Origin of the sequence: Spiroplasma alleghenense (genome assembly GCF_003363775.1) — a bacterium.
Taxonomy (GTDB): Bacteria; Bacillota_I; Bacilli_A; order Mycoplasmatales; family Mycoplasmataceae; genus Spiroplasma_B; species Spiroplasma_B alleghenense.
This window is the reverse complement of record NZ_CP031376.1, coordinates 1,101,720-1,121,161: the sequence shown is the minus strand read 5'-3', so window position 1 is coordinate 1,121,161 and position 19,442 is coordinate 1,101,720. Positions and strand designations below refer to the sequence as shown.

Sequence of the window (19,442 nt, the reverse complement as noted above, 5' to 3'; positions counted from 1 at the left end):
AGAGGTGATTATATGTTCCAATCAATTAGAGAAGTCTTAAAAAATGTGGCAGCATCAAAAGTTAATAAAGTTGATGCTAATTTAGCAGAAATCATCATTAGAAACGCTGACCAAAACATCTTTTTAAGAAGTAAAGAACTGGCTGCAAAAGCATTTGTGTCAGAATCAAGTTTAACTGCTTTTTCAAAACGAATTGGTTATGAAGGCTATCGAGAAGTTTATATTAGATTAATGGTTGAATCAGAATACTATAACTATTTCACTAATAACGAAAGCAATAAAAATGAAGTAGTTTCTAAATTCGATCATAATACTTTTATTGATGAGATTGATGCTCAATTTGATAAAATCCAAAAGATTGCTTGTAACATTAAATCCAAGGATAAATTATTTATTCTATCAAGTTATGAAGTAATGCATCATGGTCAATTGGTTGCTAATGCTTTATGAGAAGATAAACAAGTTTATTTTTCAGCCAACCGTAAAACAGATCGTAATTTCATTAATAAGATTACCAATCAAGATGAAGTTCTAGTTTTACTTGTTGGTTTAGATAATGGCGAACTATTTGAAAACTTGAAAACTTTAGACTTAAATAATATTAACTATGATGTTATTGGGAGTAGTTCTCAAACTTCTAAACTAATACCTAATCAGGATAATACAGTCTTATTTTTAAATAAAACCGTAATTAGTAATAAAAAAACTCGGGCTTTAATCAGAAATGGTCAAATGAACTATACATTAACCCACTTAATAAGCCTTTTATAAAGTACTTTTGAAAATTAGAACAATTTCAAAATTCTTTCAATAAATATTTTAAATTCTATAATTAAGTTATAGAATTTTTTCTATTTAAAGGAGGTATTTATGAAAAAAGAAGTTTACCTTTATGCTCCCTGTGATGGAGTCATCAAAGATATAACTTTTATCCAAGATGAAGCATTTGCTTCTAAAGCTTTGGGTGAAGGAATTTTTATTGAACCAAGTTCAAATATTTTCCACGCCCCAATTGGTCAAGCCAAGATTGCTTTGATAGCGGACACCAAACATGCTTACTATTTTGAACAAGAAGATGGGCTGCAATTGTTAATGCACATTGGTTTAGAAACCGTTGGCTTAAACGGAGCTCCGTATAAATTACTGGCCCAAGTCAATGATAACGTAACTTGAAAATCACCAATTGTAGAGGTTGATTTTGACTTAATTAAAAATAATAAATGTTCACTTGCAACTCCAATTGTAATGGATGTGAATTCAACTAAAAACTGAGTTTTTAAAGCACTGAAACTAAATGGTAAAGTGAAACAAGGAGATAAAATTGGGGTTTGAACATACGAGGAAAAAATCAACCAACAAGAAATTATTGAAATTGTTAGAAGTAAAGGCAAGTATCAAAAAGTTGCCGAACAAATCTTGGCAGCCATTGGGGGTAAAGGCAATCAAAATTCGGTTTATAACTGTATGACCCGATTGAGAATTAAAATAATTGATCAAAAATTAGTTAACTGCGATGAATTGAAAAAAATTGAAGTGGTTAAAGGTCTGAATCAAAACGGAGATGAACTCCAAGTTATTATTGGGGGAGAAGTTTATAAAATTAAAGATGAAGTAATTAACATCTTAGAAAACAAAACTACAAGCAATGATAAAGTAGTTAAAACTAAAACCCCATTTCGTAAAAAAATTATGCCCGCAGTTGCAGGAATTGTGACTCCAGCTATTCCGGTCCTTTTAGGAACTGGGATTCTTGGGGGAATTCAAGCAATGCTGGTGGCCTTTGGAGTTTTACAAGCTCCAGGACTTGGTGAGACTGTTGCAGACTTAAATTTGTGATCGGCAATATTCTATGTTGCAGGTAAAGTTGGACTAGAATTAATTGGTTTAATCTTTATTTATAACACTGTTAAATATCTAGGAGGAAATCCCATTATGGGAATTTTTGTAGGAATGGTATTAACTAGTCGCCATTTATTTGGAACTAGTTGGGTATTATTTAATCTTTTTGGTAATCCAGTAGGGATCCAAAGTTATGAAGGAACTGTTCTACCAATGGTGGCCGCTGGATTTGTGGTTTACTATCTTGATAAGTGAGTCCAAAAATGAATGCCCACAGCAGTAGATATTGTCTTTAGACCTGGGTTAGTAATGTTGGTAACTGTTATTGTCACATTGTTTACAGTTGGTCCGGTATTAAAAATAGTCGAACAACTATTGTCACAATTTGTCTTAATCTTAGGAAAATTGCCAATAGGAATTGGGGTAGGAATCTTTGCTTTGTTATGACAACCATTAGTATTAACTGGAACTCATGTGGCGGTAGTTCAAGCAGTTAGTTTACCAATGACTCAAATTCCAGCTCAACCTTCAGCTATGTATGTGGCTGTTAACATTGCTGTGTTTGCTCAAATTGGGGCTGTGCTGGCTGTGGCTTTAAGAACTAGTAATCAAAAAACCAAACAAACAGCATACGGTTCAATTCCTGGAGCTATCTTTGGAATAACTGAACCTGCCATCTTTGGGGTAAACTTACCAAAACTATGACCATTCTTATATGGATGTCTAGGAGCCTTTATTGGGGGAATGTTTGCTGGAATTGTTGGAGCTGAACAAATAACTAGAACTGGAACGGGAATTCTAAGTTACCTGGGATTTGGAACTCCATTAAATACTGCCATGGGATTAAGTGCTGCGGGAATTGCTTTAGGATCAGCTTTGCTTTTAACAATTTGTTTTTACAAAGAACGTCCTAGTGAAATAACTGGCTTGAAAAAAATGAACACAATTGTGCTAAAAAATATTATCACAGAAAATCAAAATGTGGAATTAAAAAATAATTTTGAAACAATTTTGAAATTAGAAAAAGCCAACTTAACCGATAATAAAGTCTATGAGATATTGGTTATTAAATTAGCTAAACTAGAGCAGAAAAAGCAACTTCTAGTAGAATGAACCCGCCATTGTAATATCTGGGAAACCCCTTATAATACATTTAGGAGGTTCATTTTTTTATGGCAACTAAAGGACAAAAATTTAACAGCTATACTAATGAATTAAAAAAAGAAATAATGGATTATGCAAGAACTGAGGGAAATGTTGTGGCAGGAAAAAAATTCAATATGTCTCACCACACTATCAGGGATTGATTCTATAAGGAAAGAAATAGCATTTCTCCCAACAAGGAACTAAATAAACAAAAAAAAGAAATGGATTCTTTGGAGGAAAAATATGAAATTTTAAAAAAGCTCCATGAATTCTACAAGTCAACAGAAGACAAAAAGTAGAATTCATTCGTGAGGAATTAAAAGATCATAAGTTAAAAATTTTACTTGAAGTTTGTGAATTAAAGCGTTCTTATTGAAATCGTTTCAAAAATAAAGACTGAACGATTATTAAAGATCAATTTCATATTGATACGCTTTGAAAAATTTTTAAAGAAAACAAGGAACAGTTTGGTTACAGACAATTAACCAAATTTACTAACGAATACTACGAATCAATTGGTTTACCAAGAATTAATCATAAAAAAGTACTTAGAATTATGAAAGAACAAGGAATTATTTCAAAATATGTCAGGAAATATATTTACAAAAGACGAAAAGCTAAAGTAAATAAAATTTGAGATTTTCCAGACTTGGTTAAAAGAAAATATAATATTCAAAAGGAACTTACAGTTTTATATACAGATGTAACATACTTAGTTTTAAATGGAAAAAGAATGTATCAATCAACAATTATTGATGCTTGTACAAAACAAATAATAGATTTTCAAATTTCTAAATTTAACGATTTAAAATTGGTTTTAGATAATTTTAATGCTGCAGTGATTAGAATAAAAAAAATTAATTCTAGCACAAACGGAATTATAATTCATTCTGACCACGGATCACAATATATCTCAAATGCTTACAAAAATAGATGTCATGCAGAAGGGATCAAAATTTCTATGGGAAGAGTCGGTCAATGTAGTGATAACGTTGTAATTGAAAGCTTTCACGCTCTTTTAAAGAAAGGAACAATTCATAATAATGAATATACAGATATTAATGCCTACGTTACTGATGTCATTGATTGAAATAACTGATATATATTTAAAAAAAATAAAAAGCTTATTGAAATTTTTCAATAAAGCTCTTTGCATATTAATATGGGTTCATTCTACTAGTTAATAGGGTTGAAGCTGATAGAGATAAACTTTATTTAAAAGCGATGAAATTAAAAGATAAGGATTTGGCTAAATACAATTTGGCTGCCCAGTTATATCTTGACTTTAATAAGGAAGAGGATATCAAACAAATTAGTGATCAAATAGCTTTATTAGAAACTCAAGCTAAATTGGCTAAACAAACCTATGATGAAAATATTGTTAAAGTATTAGTTGAAGTGGATGGTCTAATCTCTGCTTGTTTGTTGATTAACCCTGATTACTTAAACTATACAGAATTAAAAAATGGTTATTGTAATTGTTTAAACTCAATTGAAATTAACTATAACCTCTGTGATAAATTACCATTTAATTTAACTAAAACTAAAAAGAAAAGTAAGGAGTCCAGTAATGAAAAAATTAAACAAACCATTTCCTAAAGACTTTCTATGAGGCGCTTCCACCAGCGCTTATCAAGTTGAAGGAGCTTGAAATATTGATGGTAAAGGATTGTCCATCCAAGATGTTAAAACAATTAAAGATGCTAGTTTGGCTGATATAAAAGTAGCTGTTGACCACTACCATAACTTTAAAGCTGATATTAAAATGATGCATGAAATGGGTTTAAAATCATATCGCTTTTCGATTGCCTGAACGCGAATTATTCCTGATGGGGATGGGGTGGTTAATAGTGCAGGGGTTAAATTCTACAATGATTTAATTAATGAATTAATTAAATACAAGATTGAACCCATTGTTACGATGTACCACTTTGATTTACCTGAAGCATTAGAACAAAAGGGCGGTTGAAGTAATCCTGAAACTATTACTGCTTTTGAAAAGTATGCTCAAGTGCTATTTGAAAACTATGGGGATAGAGTTAAATACTGGTTAACTATCAATGAACAAAATATCATGATAATGCTGGGGGAAATCATCGGGGTTAAATTACCTAATGGGGACAATAAACTCAAAAGTATTTATCAGTTAAATCATCATATGATGGTGGCTCAAGCAAAAGCGATGGTGTTGTGTCATGAAATGCTGGTCAACGCTAAAATTGGACCCGCACCAAATATCTCCGCGATTTATAGTGATTCAAATAAACCCGAAGATGCAACTGCTGCTTTAAATATGAGAATTATGCGTAACTGGTTTTACTTGGATGTTGCAGTAAAAGGAGTTTATAATCCAATTGCCTTAGCATACTTAGAAAAACAAGACGCTTTATTTGAAATCCAAGTAGATGATTTAGAAGTCTTAAAAAAAGCTCAACCTGACTTTATCGCTTTTAACTACTATGCTTCGTCAACTGTAAAATTTCCTGAATCAGATTTAGACTTTAGTCAATTAACTGACCAACAACGAGTTAGAAGTGTTGCGGGAATGTATCAACAAGTTAGCAATGATAGTTTAGATAAAACTGAGTTTGGATGAGAAATAGATCCCATTGGTTTTAAAAATACTTTAAAAGAAATCTATGAACGTTATAACTTACCATTAATAGTAACTGAGAATGGCATTGGGGGTTATGATAGTTTAGATAAAAATCATCAAATCAATGATGATTATCGCATTAAATACTACCAAGAACATATCTTTCAAATCAAAGAAGCTATCAATGAAGGAGTTGAAGTATTTGGTTATAATCCTTGAAGTGCTATTGATTTAGTCTCAACTCATGAAGGGATTAAAAAACGCTATGGGTTTATTTATGTCAATCGTAGTGATGAAGAAATTTTAGACTTAAAACGCTATCGCAAGAAAAGCTCTTATTGATACCAAGAGGTTATTAAAAGTAATGGGGAGAAATTGGGGTAGTAGAAATACTAAATATGCATTGGTAAAGGAGATAAATTAGTTCTTATCTCCGTAACCAATGTTTTTAATTTTTCTATATATTTTATTTATAAGTAAATTTTAAATCATTTTATTGTATTATATTTATGAATAGAGGTAATTATTTTGAAAAATGAAAGATTTATAGAAATAGAATTAGAAAATTTTATCCACTTTAAAGATAAATGCACAATTAAAATTGATATTGAAGGGCCCCCTACATTAATTGCTGGTCCAAATGAGGCTGGAAAAACGCAGTTGCTAAAGTTAATGGAAGACTTTTCGAATTTTAGATATGAAAAAATAATGAATGATAAGGTTTATAGTAATTCAAAAATATCATTCAAATTTGAAAACGTAGTCATAGAAAGAATGGATAGTGGAAGCGTTTTTACTGAAATAAAAAATGCAAAAATTTTATTTTCGAAAAAAATTGAAGAACTGAAAAATAATTATTTTAATGCTTTTTTAAGTGCAGCCAATTTCGAAGAAAGTAGTTTAGAAATTAAAAAATATATGACTGAAAGTGTTAAAAACTTTTTAAAAGAATCAAAAATCAACGATGTTCAATTCGCTTATTTAAACGAATCTGATGAAAACTTGTTTCTAATATCTGACGATTCTTTTTCTCTTAATTATAAATTGATTTTTGAATTCATTGAGTCTCATAAAGAAGAGCTTGGATTTTCTATTGATAGCGAGATAAATTATGAAACAGAAATAGACGAGGACTTTTTAAACATTTTCCCAAATAGAAGGTATGGGGATAATGTTACTTTGAAGGATTATCTTGATAAAACATATTACTTTTATTTTGAAAAAATGTTAATACAGGAATTAACAAACTTTCATTTTAGTACAAAATTTATTAGATTAAACCAAAATGATTCTAGCTTTATGGGAATAAAGGAAATTATGATTAAGAATAAGAGTTTAAATCAAATTCAGAAGTCTTTTTTAAATTTAAGTAAAATTACAGAGGAAGAATTAAAACTTTGAAATCATGGAACCAGAGATTTATGAAGAACAGCTAGAGAAAGTGTTCAAAAAAAACTTGACGATTTATCGAAAGAATTTCTTACTTTTTATAACAAAATAAATTCAATAAACGAACTAGAATCAGTAAATAATAAAATATTTGAGATTGACAATTATAGCGAAAAGAATTATGAACACTCATTTGAGATAGGCGTTTGGGATGAGGCGGAAAAAAATGTTGAGAGAGAAATTTCAGAATATAAATCCACTGGATTTATTGAATACTTAAATTTATTTATAGCGCTTTATGATATTAATTTAACTGAAGGAAAAAAGGTGATTCTAATTGACGAGCCGGGAAATAGCCTTCATTTCGATAACAGGATGAAACTAATAGAACTTTTCAAGCAGAATTCCAGCAAAATAATATTTACAAGTCATAATCTGGAGATGATGAACGTAAATGATATTATTTGTTTGCAGAAAAGTGGGGGATTTTTTATTGCTTCAAATCATTTTAATACATCAAATAATTACTGAATTGATTTAAGGGTAAATATACTTTCAAGTGTATTTGGAACAGAATGAGGTCAAGATGAATTTAAAAATAAAAATATTATTATTGTTGAGGGTGTAACAGATCAAATCATTATTGAATCCATTTTAGGCGAAGAATATATAAAGAAAAAATCAGTTTTAATTATAGTTGCTAATGGGTACACCACAATGCCACTAATACTTAACCAGTTATTGGATTATAAATATAATTCAATAATTTGTATTAGAGACAATGATGCAACCGATGTTTCTGAAAAACATTTTGTGAAATACAAGAATTTATATAGCCAATTTACAAAAATTAAGTTTAAAAAAATATCTGAAGAAAAAAAAGAGATTGAAGATTTAATATTTGATATCTTAACTAAAGAAGAGCAAGCAAAATATGAACTATTACAGAATATCAAACAAGAAAAAAATAAAGTTAAAATTGGCCAAGTAAAATTTGAAATAGCAAATAATTTTAAAAAAATTATTCAAGAAAAAAATTATAATTCCGACTCATTTGAAAAACTGAAAACAGCTATATTAGAACTAGTAGAATTGTAATATTTTTTAAAATACACTAAACACATCATGATGCCTGATTTCAACCGGTAAAAAACAAAAATTTATAAGGCATTAATTTTAGCAATATTGCTCTATGTTTTTAAAAAAATATTTCAATTATTCCATTATCAATGATAATCGTAGAAGAATAATTTTTAGAGAAGAGGAAATTTTATGACAGAAATAGAAAAATTATTAGAATTAAATTATGAAGATTGCTGTAATTATTTTATTAATAAATACGGAAAAGTAGGCGGAAACTATTTTAATGACGAGGAATGTACACGTAAAAATACAAAAGTAACAAGAGGTAAAGAGGGTTTGTATATTCACCATATAGATGAAGACAAAGCTATATTATTATCTACCCCTGAATATGCAAGAGAAAATCCTTTTGAATTTCAAAAGGCAGATAGATTGGTTTATTGCAACCTCTTAGAACATTTGCTATTGCATATAAAAATATTTGAATATCCTAATAAGAATAAAAATATAGGAGAGGATGTTGGAATTGGCGGCATCTATAATTTTATTGCCCCAGAACTAAATGATATTTATTCCGGAATTTCTTATAAACAACCTTGAAAGCAGAAGGTTGTAGAGGTAGTTATACCGCTAAAATCTGATTATTTTAAATGTATAGAAAAACTTTTGAGTTTAGGATTTGACCGACCACTACTTAGATCATTTTACTTTAACGAACTTTCGGGAATTTGGAATCCAGAAAAAAATAAAGAAATTTTTGATGAACTGAGAAAATTGGGAGTAAAGAATTAATTTCAATATATATTATCAATATGGTTTAATTTTATCGATAGAATTAAATTTGTCTGACAAATAGTTGATATAATAATTATAGTATTTTTTTAAGATTAGGTGATTTAATGGAAAAAGTATCAAAAATAACTAGAATGGACATTATTGAATTAATAAAAAATAAATTCGAGAATAGTTTCACAGATAATTATTATGGACGAATATGGGAAACTGATTTTTTAGCTAGGGTTTTTGATTTAAGAAAAATTGAAATACACGATACAAGATTTAATAAAATTGAAGATGAAATTTGACAGCATACTATTAATAATTATGATTGACCTAATGGGTGAGTTTTTGATGACAATAGATTCGGATTGCTAGACGGAGATGACGAAATATTTCTGAATTTTTTGTGCGAAATGTTCCATCCCGAAGTAAGAAAGGAAAGCAATGATTGGAGGAACTTTCTTAAGTCAATAAACGATTGTTTAAATTATGACAATATTGAAATATATGAACAAAAATATATTTCAGGCAGAGCTGTTTATTCATGAAAAAATAAAAAACTTTCCTTAGAAATAAAACGTAGAGGCAATTCCCAAATTATAAGCAAAAGTTTTTTAGCAGAGGGTTCATATGCAAATATATTTGTATTTAAAGATGAATTTATGGATGAGAAATTCGCAATTAAATCATTAAAGAATGGATATTCTGAAGAAGATAAGAAAAGATTTCAGAGGGAATTTGAATTTTTGAAAAAATGAAATAACTTATTCTTACTGAAAGTTTATTCAATGGTCGACGAAACTAGCTATATTATGGAATTAATGGACCAAACCCTATTTAATTACATTAAATTAAATAACAATAGTTTAACCCTAAAAGAAAGGAAACTATTGGGAAATAAAATTATTAATGGATTTGAATTTATTCATAGCCAAAAAACCCTACATAGAGATATATCGCCACACAATATCTTAATAAAAAAATATAATGATCAAATAATTCCTAAAATAAGCGATTTCGGTTTAGCCAAATTAGACGAAATTCAATCTTTGACAAGAGAGGGTACAAAAATGAAGGGCAAATCCTATAATGACCCAAAATTAGCTCAGCTTGGCTGAGATAAATATAATTATCATCACGAAATATACGCCCTAACATATACGTTATTATACGTAATAACTGGAATTACAAATCTTGATAAATTAAAATATAAAAAATACTACTTTAATGTTTCTGAATTTATGGAAAAAGGAATGGACTACCCAGAATATAAAAGATTTAAAAGCATTAATGAATTAAAATTAGCTTTTAATAGAATAGATTTAAAAGCAAATACTAATAAATAATAAATAATAAATAATAAATAATAAATTTTAAAATTTATTCTATATTGGTTAATTTCAAGAAAATTAAAAGGAAAAAAATGAAAAGTGTCAGAGAAAATCTTATCAATTACAATAAAGTAACTACCAACGAGTTGTATAAAATGATTTGCGAATTCATAATAGAGCAAATTACCTTAAAAAATTATCCTAGTATGCAAGAGGTTGCTTGAAGCGCCTTTACAACCAAGTCTACAGTCACAAGATTTTGTAATCAATTGGGGTATACAGGATATAAGGAATTGATTTATACTTTAAAAAACCAGGACAACAACTATTATCAAAATCTTGATAAAGTAATTAATGCATCTAGTAGTGCTGGTTTTCAAGAATATAAGAAACAATTAATTAATGACTTAAACCAATTTGATCAACAAATTACTAGCATCATTGCCTTAAGCGAAAAAATTAATCAAGCCAAAAATATTTATATGTTCTTTTCATATGAAGTAGAAGATACTGCCAAAATTTTGATAGACTTTTTGCAAATAATTAATAAGAATTTATTCTTTTCTAAATCTAGAAAAAATATGTCAGTAATGTTAGACAACATAAAATCAGATGATCTTGTGCTTTTCGTGGTGGCAGGAATGGATAATGCCTATTTAGAAAACATGTTTAGCTTAATTAAAAAAGATTTTTCGAACACTGCCGTTGTTAGTTCTATTTCTCAATTTCATAAGTTTGATGATTGTGACTTAAAAATCACAATTGATGCAAGTGTTGATAAGGTGATTATTTATAATAAAGAAATTCATTTAAACTACTTATTTCGCCAAATCATAAATTACCTAGTATCAAATAATGAAAAACTACTTAAAACATTAAATGACCAAAAATACGCTTTTTAAAGGTATTTATTTTGCTTTTCGCAACTAATACCCAAACCCTGTAAAATCAACCTTTTAAATTTGTTAAGTCATATAATGAACTTGGATATATCCAAAGGAGTTAAAAATATGAACAAATTTCCAAAAGACTTTCTCTGGGGAACAGCATTGGCTGCTAACCAAATTGAGGGAGCATTTGATAAAGATGGCAAGGGATTATCAATTGCTGATATTCGCAATTATAACCCTAAAATTGACCGCTCAAATATGAAAGATGAATTAAAACTTTCAAAAGAAAAGATTAATGAATTAATTAATAATCCTCAAGATTATTATTTTCCAAAACGTCATGGAATTGACTTTTATCACACTTATAAAGAAGACATTAAGTTGATTGCTGATTTAGGTATTAAGGTCTTTCGTTTATCAATTGCATGAACGCGAATTTTCCCCAATGGAGATGAAACTAAACCAAATCAGGCCGGACTAGATTTTTACGCCAAGGTATTTGCGGAGTGCAAAAAATATAACTTAAAAATTATGGTAACCATTTCTCACTTAGAAATGCCATTACACTTAGTAATGGAGTATGGGGGATGGAGTAATAAAAAAGTTATTACCTTTTATATGAACTATGCCAAAAGTATTATTGATGCATTTGCTAAAGATGTTGAATACTGAATTCCATTTAACGAATTCAACCATATTACTTTTGACAACACTGGAATTTTTGATAACGAATCTAATTTATTAGAGTTGTCTTATCAAGCTTTTCATAATCAATTCGTGGCAAATGCTTTGGTGATTAAATATAAAAAAGAAGTAAATAAAAAACTAAATTTAAAAATGCAATTTGGTTCAATGATTGGACATGTTCTATGTTATCCATTAACTTGTCATCCCAATGATGTATTGTTGAATCAACAAATGGATTATTGAAACAACGATTTCTTCTATGATGTAATGGCCAAAGGGGAATACCCATGATTTATGAAAAGTTATTTTGAAAAAAATAACATTAAATTAGATATTACAAATGATGAGCTAAAAACTTTAAAAGAAAATACATTAGACTTTGTAAGTTTTAGTTATTATTCTTCAGGAACTGAAAGTGTTCAGTTGGAAACTCAAAAAACTGGGGGAAATGTTTTTATGACAGGGAAGAACCCATACTTGGATGCAACTAAATGAGGTTGACAAGTAGATCCAGTTGGTCTAAGAATTGTTTTAAATAAATTATATGATCGCTATAAACTGCCTTTATTTATTTCAGAGAATGGATTTTCTGCCCCCGAGGAATTGGATAAAAATAATACCGTAATTGATGACTATCGAATTGATTATTTAAAAGCTCACTTTGAACAAATGAGTTTAGCCATAGCAGATGGAGTTGAATTATTTGGTTATACCCTATGAACACCAATTGATTTAATCTCATATAGTTCACAAGAAATTACTAAACGTTATGGGTTAATCTATGTTGACAAAGATGACTTCGGTAATGGGTCTGGTAAAAGATATAAAAAGAAATCTTATGATTGATTTGCCCAGGTAATAAAAACTAATGGTGAAAAAATGTAAGGAGGCTTAATTATGAGTGGTAATAAAAAAGTAATAGAAATTTTTGCACCATGTGATGGTTGAGTTGATGACATCAAAAACCTAGATGATCCAATTTTCTCTCAATTGGTTTTGGGAGATGGGATTTATATTAAACCTAGCAGCAATGTAATGAATTGTGTCATTGATGAGGGAAAAGTTAGTTTGTTAGTTGAAACTAAACACGCTATTTATTTTGAAAAACAAACCATACCAATCCTAATGCATACAGGATTGCAATCAGATAAATATCAAGAAAACAGTTTTGAATCGTTGGTTAAAGTTAACGACTTGGTCAATCATAACAGCAAAGTTTTAAGTTTTGATAAAAAGTTTTTAAAAAGTTTAAATATGGCAACTCCAATTTTGGTTGACCCCAATTACTTAGACCAAGTTGAAATTAAAAAACTTAAACTGGCCCAAGAGGTTAAACAAGGAGAGGTGATTGCCACCATTACAATTTTAGATAAAGCTAAAGTTAAACCTAAAAAAGTCAAAAAAGATTACTCTCCAATATCACAAGATATCATTCAATTCTTGGGAGGCGAAGATAACTTAAAAAATATCAACAACTGTATGACTCGATTAAGAGTAGTGGTTCACAATAAAGATTTAATTCAAGAAGCTAAAATTAAAGAAATTGATATTGTTAAAGGCTTAAATTGAAGTGGAGATGAACTACAAATTATTATTGGGGGAGAGGTTTATAAAGTCAAAGGAAACATTGATTTTATTCTCTCAAACTCCACAGGACCCAAAACCAAAGTCTCATTTGGTAAAAAAATCTTATCAACTTTATCAGGGGTAATTTCCCCAATTATTCCAGTATTAATTGTAACGGGATTATTGTACTCACTACAATCAATTCTGACAATCTCAAAAGTTATTGTCATTCCTGAGAGTGGAGACTTAACTCAAACCGATCCACTATCAGCAATCTTTATTGCATCCTCTTCAGTTGGATTAGCAGTATTGGGAACCTTCTTTTCTTGGTCGATTGCTCGATACTTTAAGGGTAATGAAACCATGGCCTTATTAATTGCTTTAAGTTTATCAAGTCATTTATTACTTGGAGCTGGAGGATATTTAGGCAATGGTCATGGAGTTCTTGCCAACGATGGGGTTGGTTGAAAACTATTTAGTATTGGGGGACAAAACGTCTACTTCAAATCTATTTATGGAACTATTCTACCATTTGTGGGAGCTGTTAGTTTTTACTTAATTTTTGATAAATGAGTTAAAACTTGAATGCCAGTTAGTGTTGACCCCATCTTTAGACCCTTTATCAGTTTCATCACCACCATTGGGTTATCTTTCTTCTTATTCTCACCATTCTTAGGAATGATTGAACAATTAGTTGGAATTGGGGCCGCTTGGGTAATGAGTATTCCTTTTGGAATCGGTTCAGGACTATTGGCTTTATTAATGCAACCAATTGTTTTACTAGGAGGTCACTTAGCCTTGTTTGCCGTATTCTCCCCATCAATTGCAGCAGGAGTGCCAACCATTTATATTACTTGTGTAAGAATTGCAGAACTTGGACAAGTTGGAGCTTTAATTGGGGTTATCATTCGTAGTAAAGTTTTAGAAACACGTCGCCAAGGATTATCATTTCTACTACCAGCTACCTTAGGGATAACTGAACCAGTAATTTATGGGGTGAACTTACAAAAAGTTCGTCCCTTAGTAATTGGATGTATTGCTAGTGGGATTGCCGGGGTAATTGCGGGTTTATTAAACCTGCAAGCAGATCACTTAGGAGGATTTGGAATTTTAGGAGTCTTAAGTTTTGATAAAACTTCAAGTATGTTGTGATTCTTACTAGTGGCTGGAATCTCAATTGGTTTAGGATTACTAGGAACCTTAATCTTTTATAGTGAACGAGTGGATGAATATAAAGGATTAGTTAAAATTGAAAAACAACTATATAAAGTCAGTTCCAAACAACTTGCAGGTAAAGTTAAAATAGTTGATTGAGAATACTACAATGACTTTAAAACCATTGAAGAATTAGTTAAAAATAATAACTCTAACTACTTAGAGTTAGAGAAAAACTTTATTAAAAAAGCTAAATTAATTGATGTCATTAAAGCTAATCAAGCTAAAAAGATTGTAGATGAAAACAAGATTCAACAATTACAGTCACAGTTAGAACAAGTTAATCTGAACATCAATCAATTACAACAACTAAATAGTCAAGTAAATGATACAGTTATCAATAAAACTAAAACCTTAATTGCTAAAATTAACCCCGAAAATAAAGAGAAGTTAGAAAACAACTTATCATACTTCTTAAACTCAGTTGGTGTTAATTATGATGGATTAGAGTTAGTATTAATGAAATAAGTAAAATCAAACCGGAAGGTTTGATTTTTTGGTTTATTAAGAGATTTATACTCCTAAAATATATATAAAAAATTATTTTCAAAGGTATATAATGTATATAATAGAGGATAAAGTTAAGGAGATTTTATGGATAAAGCAAATGAAGAAAAATTAAAATCGCAATTAGAGAACTATAAAAAAGAAATTGGCGATTTATTTGATGAAAAACTTCAATTAGATGATTATAAGAACATCTGTATCTACGGAGGAAAGGGCGTTGGTAAAACTCATTTTATAAAAGAGAAATTAATGCCCTCGTTGGAACAAGAAGGAGTAAAAGTTTTAAAGGTTTCGTGTACCGATTTTGTTGACAATTTTTCTGGAGGTAATGAATCACTTAGAAGCAAAAGCCACAAAGTAATATCAAACTTTATAAAGAAAAATTCTGCTTCTTGAGATGAAAATTTGGATGCATCAAAATCTTCATTCTTGTTAAGTATAATTTCTGCTTTTTTTGCTTTTATTATTTCTATTACATCTGTATCATTTGCCTTTTTTAATTTAAAAGATTATATTTTCATTGCTACTCTTTCAGTTGTATCCTTATTGGCCCTTATCTCATTTTTATTGTGGTTTTTCCTCAGCTTTAAATCAACTTTTAAGAAAATAACATTAGAAAAAGACTTTTATAAAAGTAACAAAATAAGCATTCCCAATAAACGAAAAACGAGTTATAAAAACAAAAAGTACCTAATCTTTATTGATGACCTGAATAGATTGACAAGAGAAACTCAAGAAGATTTTATTATGAAAGTATCGGGGGTAAATAACGTTATGTGTACTCCTCCAGAAAACATTATTTTAGTTTTTATTACTTCTGATGACCTTGTTAATAAAAGTGATTCAGATTTTGTTTATAAATTTTTGTCTAAGCGTTTACACTTTAAATTTGATTTAGAAAAATTGAAATATATTTATAAAGACAGAAAGTTCTCGGATTACGAAAAAATGATTTTCAGTAAGATGAGAAGCTTCAGGCAAATAAACGAATATGTCAATATATTGGATAAAAAGTTACTAAAAATTTCAGAAGAAAAATTAAAAATGTTTGACCGAAATTCGGTTGAGACGGTCTCTCTTTTAGAAACAATTTATAATGAAGACGAATCGATTGCTAATTTATTAGAAAAAATTGAAGAAGGAAAAAATTTTGAATTTCATGATATATGGAATTTCAAAAAATACTTAGAACAAAAAAGACAATATAGTGAATGTTTTGAAACTATTTTTGAGTACAAAAGAAAATTTTGAAACGGAGTAGTATCAGAAGGTTTTAAACCTGATAAAGATTTTGTAAATCCTAAAGACCACCTAGGCTATAAATATAAATTTGAAGATTTAAATAAGTTGCCAATACAAGAAGCTGATGAAATAAAGAAATATAATTCTCAAAGTAATGAATACTACCAAAATTTGGGAGAAAGTGAGTATGTTTTTACCGAAACTAACAAAATTATAAATTTAAAAAACAGAAAATTTTCAAAGTTTTTAATAAATCCTGAAATTATAAATAATGTAAATGAACAAAACAAAAGTGAATTCTTTTTGGAATATATTGATGAATCTTCGAGATTGTTAAAACCCGAAAAGTGTCTTGATAAATTTTTAGAAGATTCATTTAATTTCAAGTTTTGGGAATATATATTCATAGATAGTTACTATAGTTACAATTCTATAACTAAAATAAGCAGTTCTCTATCCATATTTCTAAATGATAAATTTAAATCAAATGAATTTGACTCTTTTATAGAAAATTTTGAAGCTGATGGTGGTGAAGAGATGAAATTTGAAAAAATCTACCACAATTCGCTATTTAATTTAAATTTATATCAACTTAAAAAGAATTACTTTAGAATTGAATCAACATTGGCTGAATTAGTTAAAAAAAGATACAAGTTGGTTGGAAAAAAATTTAACAATGATTCTTGAAGATTCTATGTAGATGATTTAAACGAGTCTTTATACAGTGGACACTTTTCAGAATACCAAAAGAAACATGAAATAGCTAATGAGTTTATCTTAAATTCCCTTGAATCTAATACTGAAAGTTATGAAATTTTTCAAAGATTATTAATTTATTGATGAAGTTTAGAGATCAAACTTGGAAGTTTTTTCAACTTCTTGCTTGGTTGCATTTTTACTGGTAAATGATTTTACAACAAGAGTGTCTTGAAATTCATTATAAATCAAGACGAAAAAATATCAACTCCATTTACAATTAAACTAAAAAACTACTTAAAATCTAAAACAAAGGAATACACACAGTACCTTGAAGAACCCCATAATTTGGTTTTTGCAAGAGAAGCTCTTCCATTTATAAAAGAAGTAGAAGACTTTATTGAAAATAATATATGTGGTCGTAGTCAAATAATTAACCAAGTAGAAAAATATGAATAAAATTAATTTTGATAAACCAATCTTATTTTGTGATGAGAGTGGTTTTTCTGGAAATATAAAACTGGATACAGACCATGAAAAATATTTACGCCAGCCACTATTTGTGGTGGCATCAATTCTTATAAATAACGAAAAAGAATATAGAGAAATCGAAAATATTTATACAAAATTTTTATTAAAACACAAATTCACTGGATCAGAGTTTAAAGAAGAAATGTTTAGTAAGAAAAATAATCATATTTTAGCGGATTTTATCGACCTCATTATTGAAAAAGATTTTTGATTTTTTTCAGTAATTGATAAGACATTTGATATTTGCAATGATGCCCTATACTTGTTGTTTCCGAATTCGTTTGACGAAAAATCATATGGAATTTATGAAGCAGTACAACTAAATAGAGATAAAATAGATTTTATTGTCAAAGAATATTTTGAACTTTTAAAATCTTTAGATTTAAGCAAATATTATAAAAACATAACTAAAAATATAGATTTTGGACCCTATTATGAGAATATTTCTCAAATTAATTTAGAAAGTAATTTTAAAATATTTATTCAAGACAAAAAATACGCAAAATTTCATCATTTAGAATCTATTTTATATCTCTTTTCTATGGTGGACAATGATAGCAACTTTCTTTCCCTAGATATTTTAAAAAAATATAATGTTTATTATGATAATAATGAAGAGTTTCAAAGAATTAAAACTGAGGAACATTTTCTAAAAAATTTCATTTCGGAAATTAATTTTTTGGAAAGCGAAAATTATATCATTTTGCAGTTTGCTGACAATATAGCTAGACTCCTTAATCGATATTTTAAATATATTTTATTTGAAAACAAGGATGAGCTTGCAGAAAAAATTTTTTCAAAAATGGGTATTAATTATTTTGGTAAAGGCAACTTTATGATGTATTCTGAAGACCAAAAAAAATTTATGAATAGTGGACAAGATTTCAGGGACGTTATTGATTCTATTAATTTTGGTAAAAATAAACATATTAAATAATTGATCTAATAAAATTTTAAAAAATACATATTATTTTCTAATTTCCAATTTCAAGAAATTTCTAAATATAAACTTATAGGTTTTTTCAACTATAACGTATTGTTTCTTTTTATAATCAAGTTTTTTTCCTTTAAAATTTAAGTACTCATATCATAGATTATTATAAAAATTTAAGATATCATTGCCTAAATTAGGATAGGATAAATAATCCTGTGCTTTAAAAAAATTTCTTTTAGTTTCTATTTCAAGTTTGGGGTTTATCCAGTATTTCTTATTTTTCGAAATTTCAAAATCTTTAAATAGATCCGGATATTCTAAAATTTCGTATTCAAATTCAGATATGTCTTTATTTATTATTTTAAAATTTTTGATTAAAATTTTAAAAAAGTTTTTTATTATAAAGAAAAAAAATATTATAGTGGAATGATAAGAAAAAAATCCAAAAATAAATTTGTAATAAAAATTAGTATTAATTAAACTTATAACATAAATAATTGAAATCAAATTTATGATTGCAGAAGTCATTAAAATCAATGCAATAATTATTAGAGAAATCAATTTAGTTAGAGGTTTATTAATCTGTTTATAGCCAATTTTTATATTTGAATAATGATAATTTTCTCTACCTAAGACTTTGTTTATGTAAACTTCCTCCTTAAAATTAGCAATTTCATTTGGCTTTGTCACAAAAACAATTAAAAATAAAGAATTAACCAACGTGGCAATAAATAAAATAGTAATATAATTACATTTAAACTCTCACTTTTTTCAAATTACTAATGAAGGTGCAATTAGAGCTATTAGAATTATAATAAAATATGCGATTATTAAAAATAAATCATCCGGTATATAATTAAATCTTTTTTTAACCACTTTCTCTTTTCCATAAATATAATCGGAAAGTAATGGGTTGTTTTTTTCTATTTTTTCTTTCATATCATATTAGTCCTTTCCATTATTTTATATAATTAATCAAATAAAATAAAAAAATAAATATATTAATATAA

Annotated in this window: 15 protein-coding genes; 14 read left to right on the top strand and 1 reads right to left on the bottom strand. The window is 28.2% G+C overall.

Annotated elements, in window-relative coordinates; translation table 4 throughout:
• Positions 1-12 precede the first annotated feature (12 nt).
• The 14 genes from SALLE_RS05050 to SALLE_RS04985 all read left to right on the top strand — a co-directional run bounded on the left by SALLE_RS05050 (position 13) and on the right by SALLE_RS04985 (position 18,435).
• The gene (locus SALLE_RS05050) at positions 13-771 is read left to right on the top strand and encodes a MurR/RpiR family transcriptional regulator (protein WP_115558535.1); all 759 of its coding nucleotides are present in this window, start codon (positions 13-15) and stop codon (positions 769-771) included.
• 99 nt (positions 772-870) lie between these two features.
• Positions 871-3,057: a glucose PTS transporter subunit IIA gene (locus SALLE_RS05045; RefSeq protein ID WP_115558534.1), complete on the top strand. Its 2,187-nt coding sequence runs from the start codon at positions 871-873 to the stop codon at positions 3,055-3,057.
• The gene (locus SALLE_RS05040; protein WP_115557854.1) at positions 3,012-3,284 is read left to right on the top strand and encodes a hypothetical protein; all 273 of its coding nucleotides are present in this window, start codon (positions 3,012-3,014) and stop codon (positions 3,282-3,284) included. The genes SALLE_RS05045 and SALLE_RS05040 overlap by 46 nt, the downstream gene beginning before the upstream one ends.
• A complete protein-coding gene (locus tag SALLE_RS05035; RefSeq protein WP_218936938.1) occupies positions 3,227-4,129 on the top strand; it encodes an IS3 family transposase in 903 nt (300 codons plus the stop codon). The genes SALLE_RS05040 and SALLE_RS05035 overlap by 58 nt, the downstream gene beginning before the upstream one ends.
• 101 nt (positions 4,130-4,230) lie before the next feature.
• Positions 4,231-4,584, top strand: a complete 354-nt coding sequence (locus SALLE_RS05030; protein ID WP_162807962.1) for a hypothetical protein — start codon at positions 4,231-4,233, stop codon at positions 4,582-4,584.
• A complete protein-coding gene (locus tag SALLE_RS05025) occupies positions 4,556-5,965 on the top strand; it encodes a glycoside hydrolase family 1 protein (protein ID WP_115558532.1) in 1,410 nt (469 codons plus the stop codon). The genes SALLE_RS05030 and SALLE_RS05025 overlap by 29 nt, the downstream gene beginning before the upstream one ends.
• 144 nt (positions 5,966-6,109) lie before the next feature.
• Entirely contained in the window at positions 6,110-8,068 is a 1,959-nt protein-coding gene (locus tag SALLE_RS05020; protein WP_115558531.1) for an AAA family ATPase, read from the top strand.
• Positions 8,069-8,242: 174 nt separating this feature from the next.
• Positions 8,243-8,845, top strand: a complete 603-nt coding sequence (locus SALLE_RS05015; RefSeq protein WP_115558530.1) for an SAV1803-related protein — start codon at positions 8,243-8,245, stop codon at positions 8,843-8,845.
• A 107-nt stretch (positions 8,846-8,952) separates the two neighbouring features.
• On the top strand, positions 8,953-10,179 hold the full coding sequence (locus SALLE_RS05010; protein WP_115558529.1) for an AbiJ-related protein: 1,227 nt from the start codon (positions 8,953-8,955) through the stop codon (positions 10,177-10,179).
• 77 nt (positions 10,180-10,256) lie between these two features.
• Complete coding sequence (locus SALLE_RS05005) at positions 10,257-11,066, top strand: MurR/RpiR family transcriptional regulator (protein ID WP_115558528.1); 810 nt, start codon at positions 10,257-10,259, stop codon at positions 11,064-11,066.
• 108 nt (positions 11,067-11,174) lie between these two features.
• On the top strand, positions 11,175-12,626 hold the full coding sequence (locus SALLE_RS05000) for a glycoside hydrolase family 1 protein (protein WP_115558527.1): 1,452 nt from the start codon (positions 11,175-11,177) through the stop codon (positions 12,624-12,626).
• Between the two features lie 12 nt (positions 12,627-12,638).
• Positions 12,639-14,990, top strand: a complete 2,352-nt coding sequence (locus SALLE_RS04995) for a PTS glucose transporter subunit IIA (RefSeq protein WP_115558526.1) — start codon at positions 12,639-12,641, stop codon at positions 14,988-14,990.
• A 126-nt stretch (positions 14,991-15,116) separates the two neighbouring features.
• Complete coding sequence (locus SALLE_RS04990) at positions 15,117-17,426, top strand: P-loop NTPase family protein (protein WP_115558525.1); 2,310 nt, start codon at positions 15,117-15,119, stop codon at positions 17,424-17,426.
• Positions 17,419-18,435 (top strand): DUF3800 domain-containing protein, encoded by a 1,017-nt coding sequence (locus SALLE_RS04985; RefSeq protein ID WP_115558524.1) that lies wholly within the window; start codon positions 17,419-17,421, stop codon positions 18,433-18,435. Before SALLE_RS04990 ends, SALLE_RS04985 begins: the two co-directional genes overlap by 8 nt.
• A 30-nt stretch (positions 18,436-18,465) precedes the next feature.
• Here SALLE_RS04985 and SALLE_RS04980 read toward each other — a convergent pair whose 3' ends face one another.
• Entirely contained in the window at positions 18,466-19,371 is a 906-nt protein-coding gene (locus tag SALLE_RS04980) for a hypothetical protein (protein WP_115558523.1), read from the bottom strand.
• Positions 19,372-19,442 lie beyond the last annotated feature (71 nt).